This window comes from Streptomyces sp. NPDC088252, assembly GCF_044740965.1.
Lineage (GTDB): Bacteria > Actinomycetota > Actinomycetes > Streptomycetales > Streptomycetaceae > Streptomyces.
Genome location: NZ_JBIURS010000003.1, coordinates 373,812 through 386,162, shown reverse-complemented (window position 1 = coordinate 386,162; position 12,351 = coordinate 373,812). Strand labels below are relative to the sequence as shown.

At 72.1% G+C, this 12,351-nt stretch carries 12 protein-coding genes and 2 pseudogenes; 6 read left to right on the top strand and 8 right to left on the bottom strand.

Going from position 1 to position 12,351, the window contains the following annotated elements:
* Positions 1-26: 26 nt before the first annotated feature.
* On the bottom strand, positions 27-605 hold the full coding sequence (locus tag ACIOHC_RS08765) for an XRE family transcriptional regulator (RefSeq protein ID WP_351075222.1): 579 nt from the start codon (positions 603-605) through the stop codon (positions 27-29).
* A 133-nt stretch (positions 606-738) separates the two neighbouring features.
* Between ACIOHC_RS08765 and ACIOHC_RS08760 the strand changes: the two genes are divergently transcribed.
* Complete coding sequence (locus tag ACIOHC_RS08760; RefSeq protein ID WP_351075221.1) at positions 739-1,416, top strand: class I SAM-dependent methyltransferase; 678 nt, start codon at positions 739-741, stop codon at positions 1,414-1,416.
* A 39-nt stretch (positions 1,417-1,455) separates the two neighbouring features.
* Positions 1,456-1,965, top strand: a complete 510-nt coding sequence (locus ACIOHC_RS08755; protein ID WP_401842057.1) for a DinB family protein — start codon at positions 1,456-1,458, stop codon at positions 1,963-1,965.
* A gap of 55 nt (positions 1,966-2,020) precedes the next feature.
* Here ACIOHC_RS08755 and ACIOHC_RS08750 read toward each other — a convergent pair whose 3' ends face one another.
* Positions 2,021-2,719: a response regulator transcription factor gene (locus ACIOHC_RS08750; RefSeq protein ID WP_351075219.1), complete on the bottom strand. Its 699-nt coding sequence runs from the start codon at positions 2,717-2,719 to the stop codon at positions 2,021-2,023.
* Positions 2,720-2,802: 83 nt separating this feature from the next.
* Here ACIOHC_RS08750 and ACIOHC_RS08745 point away from each other — a divergent pair.
* Positions 2,803-2,967, top strand: a pseudogene (locus ACIOHC_RS08745) (Uma2 family endonuclease); the annotation flags it as partial.
* A gap of 68 nt (positions 2,968-3,035) precedes the next feature.
* Here ACIOHC_RS08745 and ACIOHC_RS08740 read toward each other — a convergent pair.
* The 3 genes from ACIOHC_RS08740 to ACIOHC_RS08730 form a co-directional block, all read right to left on the bottom strand.
* A complete protein-coding gene (locus tag ACIOHC_RS08740; RefSeq protein WP_401842055.1) occupies positions 3,036-4,622 on the bottom strand; it encodes a PTS transporter subunit EIIC in 1,587 nt (528 codons plus the stop codon).
* Positions 4,623-4,669: 47 nt separating this feature from the next.
* Positions 4,670-5,638: an N-acetylmuramic acid 6-phosphate etherase gene (murQ, locus tag ACIOHC_RS08735; protein WP_401842052.1), complete on the bottom strand. Its 969-nt coding sequence runs from the start codon at positions 5,636-5,638 to the stop codon at positions 4,670-4,672.
* A gap of 97 nt (positions 5,639-5,735) precedes the next feature.
* Entirely contained in the window at positions 5,736-6,653 is a 918-nt protein-coding gene (locus tag ACIOHC_RS08730) for a MurR/RpiR family transcriptional regulator (protein ID WP_351075215.1), read from the bottom strand.
* A 207-nt stretch (positions 6,654-6,860) separates the two neighbouring features.
* Here ACIOHC_RS08730 and ACIOHC_RS08725 point away from each other — a divergent pair, with 207 nt between their 5' ends.
* Both ACIOHC_RS08725 and ACIOHC_RS08720 read left to right on the top strand, forming a co-directional pair.
* Positions 6,861-7,229 (top strand): hypothetical protein, encoded by a 369-nt coding sequence (locus ACIOHC_RS08725; protein ID WP_351075214.1) that lies wholly within the window; start codon positions 6,861-6,863, stop codon positions 7,227-7,229.
* Positions 7,226-7,552 (top strand): DUF4031 domain-containing protein, encoded by a 327-nt coding sequence (locus ACIOHC_RS08720; RefSeq protein ID WP_351075212.1) that lies wholly within the window; start codon positions 7,226-7,228, stop codon positions 7,550-7,552. The genes ACIOHC_RS08725 and ACIOHC_RS08720 overlap by 4 nt, the downstream gene beginning before the upstream one ends.
* Here ACIOHC_RS08720 and ACIOHC_RS08715 read toward each other — a convergent pair.
* Positions 7,532-8,758: a Cmx/CmrA family chloramphenicol efflux MFS transporter gene (locus ACIOHC_RS08715; protein ID WP_401842048.1), complete on the bottom strand. Its 1,227-nt coding sequence runs from the start codon at positions 8,756-8,758 to the stop codon at positions 7,532-7,534. The two genes, ACIOHC_RS08720 and ACIOHC_RS08715, sit on opposite strands and share 21 nt — an antisense overlap.
* 91 nt (positions 8,759-8,849) lie before the next feature.
* Entirely contained in the window at positions 8,850-9,554 is a 705-nt protein-coding gene (locus ACIOHC_RS08710) for a hypothetical protein (RefSeq protein ID WP_351075209.1), read from the bottom strand.
* 154 nt (positions 9,555-9,708) lie between these two features.
* On the opposite strand from ACIOHC_RS08710, the pseudogene ACIOHC_RS08705 reads away from it, so the two are divergent.
* Positions 9,709-9,849 (top strand): annotated as a pseudogene (locus ACIOHC_RS08705) (allophanate hydrolase subunit 2 family protein); the annotation flags it as partial.
* A 29-nt stretch (positions 9,850-9,878) separates the two neighbouring features.
* Here the strand turns inward: ACIOHC_RS08705 and ACIOHC_RS08700 are convergent.
* The gene (locus ACIOHC_RS08700) at positions 9,879-12,167 is read right to left on the bottom strand and encodes a heavy metal translocating P-type ATPase (RefSeq protein ID WP_401842045.1); all 2,289 of its coding nucleotides are present in this window, start codon (positions 12,165-12,167) and stop codon (positions 9,879-9,881) included.
* Positions 12,168-12,351 lie beyond the last annotated feature (184 nt).

Below are 12,351 nucleotides of genomic sequence, written 5' to 3'. Positions count from 1 at the left end.
ACCCGGTCGGCGCGGGGCTGGGGCGGTCAGTGCCTGGACGGTGCCAGATGTGCGCGCTCTCCCTGCGCGCCGAACAGGGCGAGCAGCTCCGTGGGCCGGCTGTCGGCGCTGCCGATCCAGTGCGGTACGCGGGTGTCGAACTCCGCTGCCTCGCCGACGCCGAGCCGGAACTCCTGCTCGCCGAGCACGAACCTGGCCTGTCCGTCGAGGACGTAGAACCACTCGTATCCCTCGTGGGTCTGCAGGTTCATCGTGGGTGCTCGGCCGGCGGGCGGATGGATCACCTTGTAGGCCTGGATACCGCCGGCCCGCCTGGTCAGTGGCACCATCACCAGCCCGGACCGCCGCACCGGTCGCAGATGGATGCGCGGGTCGCCGGTGGGCGGCGCCGCCACGAGATCGTCGAGCGGGACGCCGTGCGCCCGAGCCAGGGGCAGCAGCTGCTCCAGCGTGGGACGCAGCTTGCCGTTCTCCAGGCGGGACAGGGTGCTCGCCGTGAGGCCGGTTTCGTCTGCCAGGGCCGCCAGTGTGGCGCCCCGCGCCCGGCGCAGGGCACGCAGACGCGGCCCGACTCCGGCCAGAACGTCTTCTGCGGGATTGTCCATGCCCCGATGATGCGGATCCGCAATTTTTCTTGCAAGGGTGAAACGGCGGTGTCGATGCTGTCGGTACATCACCGGCGTCGAAGGTGCGTATCGGATCACGCTCGGCACGCCGGCCGACGAAGGGGCACCTCAGATGGATTCCACCCGACGCACACCCACCGCGGACGCCGCGAGCGACCGGGGCGCGACGGACGAGGACGCCGAGCTGTTCTGGGAGCGGCATTACCGCACCCGGCGCACCTGGGACGCACGCGTCAACCCGCTGCTCGCCGAGACCGCCGCACCGCTGCGCCCCGGCGCCGCCCTCGATCTCGGCTGCGGCGCCGGCGGTGACGCGATCTGGCTCGCCCAGCGGGGCTGGCACGTCACGGCCGTGGACATCTCCACCACCGCCGTCGAACAGGTGCGGGAACGCGCCGAGGATCTCGGCGTCGCGGACCGGGTCGCCACGGAGCAGCACGATCTGGCCAGAAGCTTCCCGGCCGGCCGGTTCGATCTCGTCTCCGCCCAGTACTTCCACACGCCGTTCGCGCTGCCGCGCAGCCGAGTCCTGCGCACCGCCGCACGGGCTCTGCGCCCCGGCGGTCTCCTGCTGATCGTCGACCACGGCTCCACCGCGCCCTGGTCATGGAACCAGGATCCCGACATCCACCACCCCGCACCCACCGAGATCGCCGCCGAACTCGATCTCGACCCCGCGCACTGGTCCGTCCTGCGCGCCGACATGCCCCGCCGCCGGGCCACCGGGCCCGCTGGCGAGACCGCCACCGTCATCGACAACGTCCTGCTCGTCCAACTGACCGCCCGATGACCGCCCGACCCGCACGTCACGTCGGAAGGGAGTGACTCGATGCCGGAAAACAGTGCGCGACGACCCCGGACTCGGGCGAGGGAAACCGGACCGCCGTCGACCGGCGCCGACGAGAAGGCCACCTTGCGGGGCTTCCTCGACCATCTGCGGAACGCGGTCGCGGACAAGGTCGCAGGCGTGCCGGAGCCGCAGGTCCGAACGGACGGAGTGCCCTCGGGCACCAACCTTCTCGGGCTGCTCAGGCATCTGGCGTCCGTCGAACGGTTCTACTTCCTCGGTGAGGACGCCGGAGACTGGAGTGCCACCTTCCGGCCGTCCGCGGAGGACACCGTCGACGGCGTGCTCGCCGACTACCGGAACACCGTCGAGCGAGCGAACCAGGTCATCGACGCCTGCCCGGATCTGGCTCTTCCCGCCCCGCGCGCGCCGCGCCGGGGGGCGGCGCCATCGATGCGATGGGTCCTGGTGCACATGATCGAAGAGACCGGCCGACACGCCGGGCACGCCGACATCCTCCGCGAGCGGATCGACGGATCCACCGGCCGCTGACACCGGCTACCGGCATGCGGCGCACCGGGCCGCCTCAGAGGAGCGGGGCAGCCCTTCATCGCCCCTGGGACGGAGGCGGAGCCCCGAAGCGGTAACCCACACCTCGCACCGTGCTGATGGTCTGCGGGCTGTCCGCCTCGCGGAGCTTGCGGCGCAGGCGGGTCAGGTACTGGTCCAGGGTGTTGTCGCTGACCTGGGCTCCCTCGGGCCAGCCGGCCCGCAGCAGGACCCGGCGGCGCACCACGCTCCCGGGGCCGGACATCAGGCACGCCAGCAGACGGAACTCGGTCGGAGTCAGGGCCACGGGCCGGCCGTGGACCGTCAGCTCGTGCTTGACCGGGTTCAGCCGCATCGCGCCCGCGCTGTCGGCGAGGGCGTTGTCGTGGTGGCCGACGCGATGCAGGACCGCGCGGACGCGGGCCGCGAGTTCGCTGAGGTGGAACGGCTTGACCAGGTAGTCGTCGCCCCCGGAGGCGAAACCGGAGAGCCGGTCGGTGAGATCGCCGCGCGCGGTCAGGAAGATCACCGGGACGGTGATCCCGGCACCACGCATGGCCTGGCACACATCGCGGCCGTCGGAATCCGGCAGCCCCACATCGAGCACGACCGCGTGCACCGACTCGTCGACGGTCTTGAGGGCGGTCGCGCCGTCGACGGCGGTCACGACGTCGAAGTCCTCGTCGCGCAGGCCACGGGCCAGGACATCGCGCAGGCCGTGGTCGTCCTCGACGACGAGAATGCGTGCAGCGGTCACCCGGCCAGTATGGCGCGGGCCGGATCGGTTCGACGGGGCCGAGGGCCGGAAGGGCGCCGCCCCGGCTGTGACTCCGCCCTTCCCTGTTGATCGACCGCTTCGACACCCGTGGGGCGATGGCCACGCTGTTCACGGAACCGAATGAGGACGGGACGTACAAGCAGTCCGATCCGGTGCCGTTCGGGAAGCCCCTCACGTTGCCGGAGCCGTTCGGTACGACGCTCCTCACGGGGGATTTCCCGGTCTGAGAAGCCGTGGACGCCGATGAGGGGTGGTACCCGCAGTGCGGGTACCACCCCTCATCCACGTATCCGGGTCAGACCCCGGCCGGTTCCTTCGCCGGGGTGTCGGGGCCGGGGGCCGGTGACATCGGGCCGTCCGTTGCCGCGATCGCGGAGGCCGCCGGTTCCCGGGAGACGTTGAACTCCGTCAGCAGGTCCTTGCCGAAGCCGAAGAAGTACGTCGCGAGGAACCCGGCGAGGTAGCCGACCAGCAGGCCTCCCGCGTAGATCGCGATCGTGGTGCCGAGGCCGTGGTTGCCGTCGAGGAGGGGGAACAGCGCCCAGCCGGACGGGCCGATGGCCGTGGAGCCGACCTTGTCGCCGAGCTGGTTGAACAGCCCGATGAAGCCGCCACCGAACGCACCGCCCACGCAGGCCGTGATGAACGGGCGGCCCAGCGGGAGGCTGACGCCGTAGATCAGCGGTTCGCCGACGCCCAGCAGGCCGGCCGGGAGTGCGGACTTGATCGTCCGGCGGATCGACTCGTTGCGGGGGAGGCGGAAGTAGACCGCCACGGCCGCGCCGACCTGGCCGGCGCCCGCCATCGCGAGGATCGGCAGCAGCACGGTGTAGCCCTGCTGCTCGATCAGGGTGGTGTGGATCGGGATGAGCGCCTGGTGCAGGCCCAGCATCACCAGGGGCAGGAAGAGACCGCCGAGCACGAAGCCCGCGCCCGCGCCGCCGTTGGAGAGCAGCCAGTCGGCGAACGTGCCGATGGCGGTGGAGACCTCACCGGCCGCGTACATCAGGCCGAAGATCGTCACCAGGCCGGAGACCAGCACCGTGAGCGTCGGGGTGACCAGGACGTCCAGTGCCTCGGGCACCCAGCGGCGGCACCACTTCTCCACGTACACCGCGAGCACCGCCGCACCGAGTGCGCCCAGCACACCGCCCTGGCCGGGGGAGAGCTTCTGGCCGAACGCCTCGATGTTCGCGACGCCCGGGAAGACGATGATCGCGGCGACCGCACCGCCCAGGATCGGCGTACCGCCGAACTCCTTCGCCGTGTTGAAGCCGACGAAGACGGCGATCAGCGCCATGAAGCCGGACGCCATCGCGGCGAGGGCGGGGGTGACCGAGGTCAGCCAACCCAGGTTCACCAGCAGGCCGTTGAGACCGGCGATGATGCCGCAGCCGATGAGCGCCGGGATCAGCGGCACGAAGATGTTCGCGATCCTGCGCAGGAAGAGCTTGAACGGGGTGGCGTTCTTCGCCTTCCGCGCCGCCCTCATCGCGGCGCCCTGGGCAGCCAGTTCGTCCGCCGAAGCGGGCGCCGAAGCGGCGGCGGAGGTGGAGGTGGAAGCGGGGCCCTGGGGGTGGGCGGCGGTTTCGGTCGCGGCCGGTTCCGGTGCGGCCTCCCTGCCCTCCTCCACCAGCTGCTCGAACTCCGGCGTGACCCGGGCGACGGTGCCCGGCCCGAGGACGATCTGGTACGTGTCGTCCTCGACCACGCCCATGACGGCGGGTATCGCCTTCAGGGCCTCGTCGTCGACGAGCGAGCGGTCGCGCAGACCCAGCCGGAGCCGGGTCATGCAGTGGGCGATGGAGCTGACGTTCGCGGCGCCACCGACGAGCGGAAGGATCGCGGCGGCGGTGGCGCGGTTCTTGTCTTCTGTTGCCATGGTGCGTGGTGCCTTGCTGTGCGGGGGTGCGGGGTGGAGCCGGTGGGTCAGGTTGCGGTGCGGGGGGAGGCGGCGAGGGCGGCGCGGAGATGGCCGTCGGCCGCGGTCAGCAGGGTGGCGGCGGTGGGGCCGTCGACCTGGCCGAGGATGGTGAGGATGGCGTTCTTCACCTCGCCGTCGGTCGCGGCGAGAGCGGCCTCGATCTCCTCGTCGGACGCCCCGGTGGCGAGCGAGACGATCCGGCGGGAGCGGGCGTGCAGCTTCTCGTTGGAGGCGCGGACGTCGACCATCAGGTTCCCGTACGTCTTGCCGAGCCGGATCATCGTGATCGTCGAGAGCATGTTGAGGACGAGTTTCTGGGCCGTACCCGCCTTGAGCCGGGTGGAGCCGGTGAGCAGCTCCGGGCCGACGACGACCTCGATGCCGTGCTCGGCCGCGGCGCCCAGTGCGGAGCCCGCGTTGCAGGACAGCCCGATGGTGAGCGCGCCCTTGGTACGGGCGTGCTCGACGGCCCCGATCGCGTACGGCGTCCGGCCGGAGGCGGAGATGCCGACCACGGTGTCGTCGGCGGTGAGATCCAGGGCGTCGAGGTCGGCGGTGGCCAGCTCCTTGCTGTCCTCGGCGCCCTCGACGGCCTTGACCATGGCGGACGGGCCGCCGGCGATCAGGCCGACGACCTCCGAGGGGTCGGTGTTGAAGGTGGGCGGGCACTCGCTGGCGTCGAGCACGCCGAGCCGGCCCGCGGTGCCGGCGCCCGCGTAGATCAGCCGCCCGCCGCGGGCCATGCGCTCCGCGGTGCCGTCGATCGCGGCGGCTATCTCGGGGAGCCGGGCGCCGACGGCGGCCGGGACGGACCGGTCCTCGCCGTTCATGATCCGGGCGATCTCAAGCGTGTCCAGACGGTCGATCTCGGCGAGCTCGGGCCGGAACGCCTCGGTGGTGAGCGTTTCGAGCTGGGCGCGCAGCTCCCCGTATCCGTCGGGGGAACTGGTGTCGGCGTCGGTGGTGGAGGTCATGGAGAGCAGCTCTGCTTTCTCGATCTCGTACGGTTCAGCGGGTGCGGGTGCGGGTGCGGGTCCGGGTCCGGTGCGGTCGGTTCGACGCGCTCCGGGGTCAGCGGGGGCGCGGGGTGTGGCGGTGGGCCAGCGCCTCGTAGGAGGCGGCGAGCGCCGGTGCGGCCGTTTCGTACGTGCGCTGCGCGACGCCTATGAACAGGCAGTCGACGACGAGCAGCTGGCTCGTACGGCTCGACATGGCGGCGGGCCGCAGCTCGCTCTCCCGGGCGGTGGAGGTGGTCAGCACGTGGTCGGCGTACTGCGTCACCGGGCCGTCGGGGCGGCCGGTGATCGCGATCGTCGTGGCACCGCGGTCGAACGCGACCCGCAGCGGCTCGATGACATCGACGGTGGAGCCGGAGTGCGTGATCGCGATGGCCACATCGCCGGAGCGGAGCTGCACGGCGTTGGTCACCGCGAGGTGCGGGTCCGTGTGGGAGTGCGCGATCAGTCCGATACGGGCCAGCTTCTGCGCCAGGTCCTGCCCGACGAGGGAGGAGGCGCCCACACCGTAGATGTCGATGCGCCGGGCGGTGGCGGCGGCGGCCACGGCGGCGCCGAGCTGGACGGTGTCGAGCCCCGCGGCCGTGTCGGCGAGGGTCTGCTGTTCGTCGTAGGCCAGCTTGGCGACCACGTCGGCGATCGGGTCGTCGACCGCTATGTCGGCAGTGACGGAGGGAGCCCGGCCCGACTGCTGGTGCGCGGCGAGCCCGGCGAGGGCCAGGCGCAGATCGCGATAGCCGGGATAGCCGAGGAGACGGGCCGTACGGACCACGGTCGCCTCGCTGGTGCCGGTGAGCTCGGCGAGACCGGTGACCGTGAGGGCTGCGCAGCCTGCGGGGTCACCGGCGACGGCCTCGGCGACGCGCTGCATGGAGCGGGTCATGGACGGCGCGAGCGTGCGCACCTTGGCCGCGAGAGCCGCCGGGGCGGGCGGTGAATCAGCGCTGAAACTTTCCTTCAGGTCATGGGTCACATTTGAAAGATATTTTCAACCCGGTTGCCCGTCAAGCCCCCTTTGGTCCCTGCCTCTGACGGACCTGTCCGGCGGTGCCGCCGACGACCCTTCCGTCGGCACCTCCGGCAGTGCTTCCGGCCGTGCCGACTGCAGCGCCTCCGACAGCGCGGAAACGGCGGGGGCGGGCGCGGGAAGCGGGTTCGCGGGCGGGGTGACAATGGGCCCATGGAGATGAATCCCCTGGAACAGGCGTTGCACACGGCCCGAGCGCTGGTCATGGCCGATCTCGCCGCAGGTGACGTCGCCGAGGCCGGGATCGTCTCGCTGGTCGAGGACGCCGTGACCCACCGCCGCTGGTGGGTCGAACAATGGCCGGACGGCGCCGCGTTCGTGGTCGGCCTCGTCGCTCAGGACGTGCAGGACGCGCTGCTCGAACGGTACGGGCGGTGGCCGCTGTGCCCGGTCTGCGACGCGGGCGACCCGCACGCCCTGGACGTCGAACCGGAACTGGGCCCGGACCCGCACTGGGTGTGCACCAAGGCCGCCGTCGCCGTCGCGCCGGTCGGTTCGCTGGGCGGGATACTGCGGCGGTGACGGTCTACATCGACCCGCCGGACTGGCCGGGGCACGGGCGGCTCTGGTCCCACCTGGTCAGCGACGTGTCCTTCGAGGAACTGCACGCCTTCGCGGCATCCATCGGCTGCCCGCCGCGCGCCTTCGAGCGGGACCACTACGACGTACCGGAATCGCGGTACGCGGACGCGGTGCGGGCCGGGGCCCGGCAGATCGGCTCGAAGGAACTCGTCCGCCGGATCACGGAGGCCGGGCTCCGGCGGCCCAAGGGGCGTCCGGTGCCGGCCCTCCGTGATCCAGCACCGGACCCGGTTGATCAGCCGTCAGCCGGCGGCCTTCACTGAGATCTCCTCAGCAGCCCGGGACGACGCCGCGGCCGGAGCCCCGGTCACCCGTCGCGACCTGCCTCCGCCGTGCAGCCGCAGCGAGAGCAGTACGGCCGCCAGCGCCAGCACCGTCATCGCCGCCCCCGCCCATGCCGTCGCCGCGAGACCGAAGTCCGCGTCGATCACCGTGCCGCCCAGCCAGGGGCCGCCCGTGTTGCCGAGGTTGAACGCGGCCGTCGTCGTCGCACCGGCCAGCGTCGGGGCGGCTCCCGCGACATTGAACATCCGGGCGTTCAGCGCCGGGGCCGTGTAGAACGCCGACACCCCCAGCAGGAACGAGAGCCCGACCGCGGCGACCTGGTTCGACGCGAACAGCGCCAGCGCGACCAGGAAGACCGTCGAGGCCGCGATTCCGCTCATCAGCACCCCGAAGAGATGCGCGTCCGCGACCCGGCCGCCGATCGTCGTGCCGACCAGCGCGCCGATCCCGAACAGCGCGAGCACGGTCGGCACCCAGCCCGAGTCCAGCCCGGCGACATCCGTCAGCAGCGGGGCCAGATAACTGAACGCGCAGAAGACACCGCCCGCCGCGAGCGCGGTGATCACGATCGACAGCCAGACCTGCCGGTCCCGGTAGATGCTCATCTCCCGCTTCAGCCGCGGCTTCTGCTCCGGCAGCGGGATCCGCGGAATCAGCGTCGCCACCCCGACCAGCGCCACGGCGGACGCCGCACCCACGGCCCAGAAGGCCGACCGCCAGCCGAGGTTCTCACCGAGAAAGGCGCCCAGGGGCACGCCCAGCACATTGGCGATCGACAGGCCGCCGATCATCACGGCCATCGCGCGGGCGCGTGCGTTCACCGGCACCATCGCGATGGCGACCGCGGCCCCCACCGCCCAGAATCCGGCGCAGGCGAAGGCGCTCACGACACGGGAGGCGAAGAGCACCTCGTACGTCGGAGCCAGCGCGCCCGCGACCTGCCCGAGGCCGAAGACGGAGATCAGGGCGATCAGTGTGGTGCGACGGGGCAGCCGGAGCGTGGCCACGGCGAGCAGCGGGGCGCCGATCACCATGCCGATCGCGAAGGCGGATATGAGAAGTCCGGCGCGGGGAATGGACACGTTCATGTCGTCGGCGATGGGCGGCAGCAGCCCGGAGAGCATGAACTCGCTGGTACCCAGGGCGAAGACGGAGAGGCCGAGAATGTACACGGCAAGTGGCATGCGTGAGCGGTGAGCGGCAGAGTCGGGCATGACAGCTGCCAACAGCGCTCGGCGGCGTCGCATTCCCGAGACCGCCGCCGGACCGCGTTGCTCAGTGACTGAGCAGTTCCCATTCGGTCAGCAGATTCTGCCGCGCCCGCGACTCCCACCGCTCCGCCCCGTACGGCGTGCGGAACAGCCGCGGCAGTCCGAGCAGCTGGCGCAGCACCGTCGCCCGCCCCTCGCGGAACGCGTCGTCGGGCACGAAGCCGTACTCCTCCCGCACCTGCGCCGCGTACGCCGCGTACTCCTTCGGGGGCGCCGCCAGGATCGCCAGATCCGCGTCGCACAGCACCTCGCCGTCGGTGTCGCCGTCCGCCGGATCGTGCGTGACGGTCAGCCGGACGAGCCGGGCGACCTCGGCCGTGACGTCGGCCGGTACGCCCGCCTCCGGCAGGGCACGCTCGGCGAGGGCGGCGCTGCGCTCCTCGTTCTCGGACCGGTCGGGACGGTAGACCGCGTCGTGGAACCAGGCGGCGAGGCGCACGGCGTTCGCATCGGCCGCGTGACCGGCGAGCGTGTCGATGCGGTCGAGCACCGCGACCAGGTGCGCGGTGGTGTGGTACCGCCGCTGCGGCTCGGCCCAGCGCGCCAGCAGATTGTCGGCATACGGCAACGGATCGGGCCCGGACGCCCCGCCCCGCGCCCCGACGAGCGCCTCCCGCCAGCGGTCACGGAGAGCGGCGTCGGTGCTGCCCGCCTCGTGGCCACTGTTTCCGCTTCCGCTGCTTCCGCTCCCGCGCGAGCTGTCGGTCATGGGACGACCCTAGTGCCGTGACCGGGCTCCGGGACACGCCAGGGGACGAGACGATGGCGTCATGTGTTGCTCGCCTGACGCGCCCGCGCCGCGGGTTGATCCGGAGCGGGTGCCTGCGCCGAGGCCCGGCCGCAGTGTGTGCTCGCGAGGAACACCACCGGGCGGGTGCCCGGTGGTGTTCCTCGACGACCATCCGACGACCGGGCGTCACCCGGTCGTCGGTGCCGTGCACGAAACCGCACTCGCGGGCGCGGCACGGACGGTGCCGGGAACCCGGGTGCGGTTCGTGCGGGCGGGCCGAGGGACGGCCCGGACGCCGCCGTCCTACGCCGCCGCCCTGAACCCGCGCAGCCGCAGCGAGTTGCCGACCACGAAGACCGACGAGAACGCCATCGCGGCGCCCGCGATCATCGGGTTGAGCAGTCCGGCCGCGGCGAGCGGCAGGGCGGCCACGTTGTAGGCGAAGGCCCAGAACAGGTTCGTACGGATGGTGCCCAGCGTCCTGCGCGAGAGGCGGATGGCGTCCGCCGCGGCCCGCAGATCCCCGCGCACCAGCGTCAGGTCGCCGGCCTCGATCGCGGCGTCCGTCCCCGTACCCATCGCCAGGCCCAGATCGGCCTGGGCGAGGGCCGCCGCGTCGTTGACGCCGTCACCGACCATGGCGACCGAACGGCCCTGGGACTGGAGTTCCTTGACGACGTCGACCTTGTCCTCCGGCATGACCTCCGCGTACACCTTCTCGATCCCGACCTCGGCCGCGACCGCCTCGGCCACCGCCCGGTTGTCACCGGTGAGCAGGATCGGGGTCAGCCCCAGGGCCCGCAGCCGTCGAACGGCCTCCGCGCTGGTGTCCTTCACCGCGTCGGCAACTTCGAGGACCGCCCGTGCCTCGCCGTCCCGGGCGACCGCGACGGCCGTCCGGCCGGCGGCCTCCGCCGCGGCCTTGTGCCGGGCCAGCTCCACCGGCAGGTGGATCTCCCACTCGGCCAGCAGCTGCTCACGGCCGACGAGGACGGCGTGCCCCTCGACGACACCCTGGACGCCGAGCCCCGCGATGTCGGCGAAGTCCTCGGGGGCGGGCAGGGGGGCGCCGGTGCGCTCGGCGGCGCCGGCGGCGACGGCCTGGGCGATGGGGTGTTCCGAGGAGTGCTCCAGGGCGCCCGCGAGCCGCAGCACATCGCGCTCGTCCGTACCGTCCGCCGTGTGCACGTCCAGCAGGGTCATCCGGCCGGTGGTGACGGTGCCGGTCTTGTCGAGGACGATCGTGTCGACGCGGCGGGTGGTCTCCAGGACCTCCGGGCCCTTGATCAGGATGCCGAGCTGGGCTCCGCGGCCGGTGCCGACCATGAGGGCGGTCGGAGTGGCGAGGCCCAGGGCGCAGGGGCAGGCGATGATCAGTACGGCGACGGCGGCGGTGAACGCGGCGGTCAGGCCCGCGCCGTTGCCGAGCCAGAAGCCGAGCGTGCCGAGCGCGAGGGCGATGACGACGGGGACGAAGACGGCCGAGATCCGGTCCGCGAGACGCTGGGCCGCCGCCTTGCCGTTCTGCGCGTCCTCGACGAGCTTCGCCATCCGGGCCAGCTGGGTGTCGGCGCCGATCCGGGTGGCCTCGACGACGAGCCGGCCGCCCGCGTTGAGTGTGGCGCCGGTGACGGAGTCGCCGACGGAGACCTCCACCGGCACGGACTCACCGGTGAGCATCGACGCGTCCACGGCCGACGCGCCCTCCACGACGGTGCCGTCGGTGGCGATCTTCTCGCCGGGCCGGACCAGGAACCGGTCCCCGACCTGGAGGTCGGCGGTCGGCACGGTCGCCTCACGGCCGCCACGCAGCACGGTGACCTCCTTGGCGCCGAGTTCCAGCAGCGCCTTGAGGGCGGCGCCCGCCTTCCGCTTGGAGCGGGCCTCGAAGTAGCGCCCGGCCAGGATGAAGGCGGTGACGCCGGCGGCGGCCTCCAGGTAGATGTTGCCCGCGCCGTCGCTCCGGCCGATGGTCAGCTCGAAGGGGTGCGTCATGCCGGTCATCCCGGCGGTGCCGAAGAACAGTGCCCACAGCGACCACAGGAACGCGGCCGAGGTGCCGACCGAGATCAGGGTGTCCATCGTCGCCGCGCCGTGCCGGGCGTTGGTGAACGCGGCCTTGTGGAACGGCCATGCGGCGTACGTGACGACGGGTGCCGTCAGGGTCAGCGAGAGCCACTGCCAGTAGTCGAACTGGAGCGCCGGGACCATCGACATCGCGATCACCGGCACGGCGAGCGCGACGGCGGTCAGCAGCCGCCGGCGCAGGGGCCGCAGCTCGTCGGCCTCGGCGGTCTCGGGGGCGTCCTGCTCGGTCCGTACCGGGGGAGCGGGCTCGTGCGCGGTGTAGCCGGTCTTCTCGACGGTGGCGATCAGGTCCTGTACGGAGACGTCCTCGCCCCGGTAGCTGACCTTGGCCTTCTCGGTGGCGTAATTGACGGTGGCCTCTACGCCGTCCATCCGGTTGAGCTTCTTCTCGATGCGGGCCGCGCAGGAGGCGCACGTCATGCCGCCGATCGCGAGCTCGACCTCTGCGGTGGTGCCGGTGGCTGTGCCGGAGCCGGTGCCGGTTGTGGCGGTGTGCGCGGACACGATGTCCTCCCTGGCAGAGACGTTCATACCCCTAGGGGGTATGCATTGCGTGTTCAGGTATACCCCCCTCCCCTATAAAACGCAAGGGTGGATCTGTCGCCGGGGTCCGGAGTGTCCGCGCCCGGCGCCCCGGGATGCGTCCGACCTCACGTATCTTCACGTCGGATCGAGGCTGCGTCCTTGG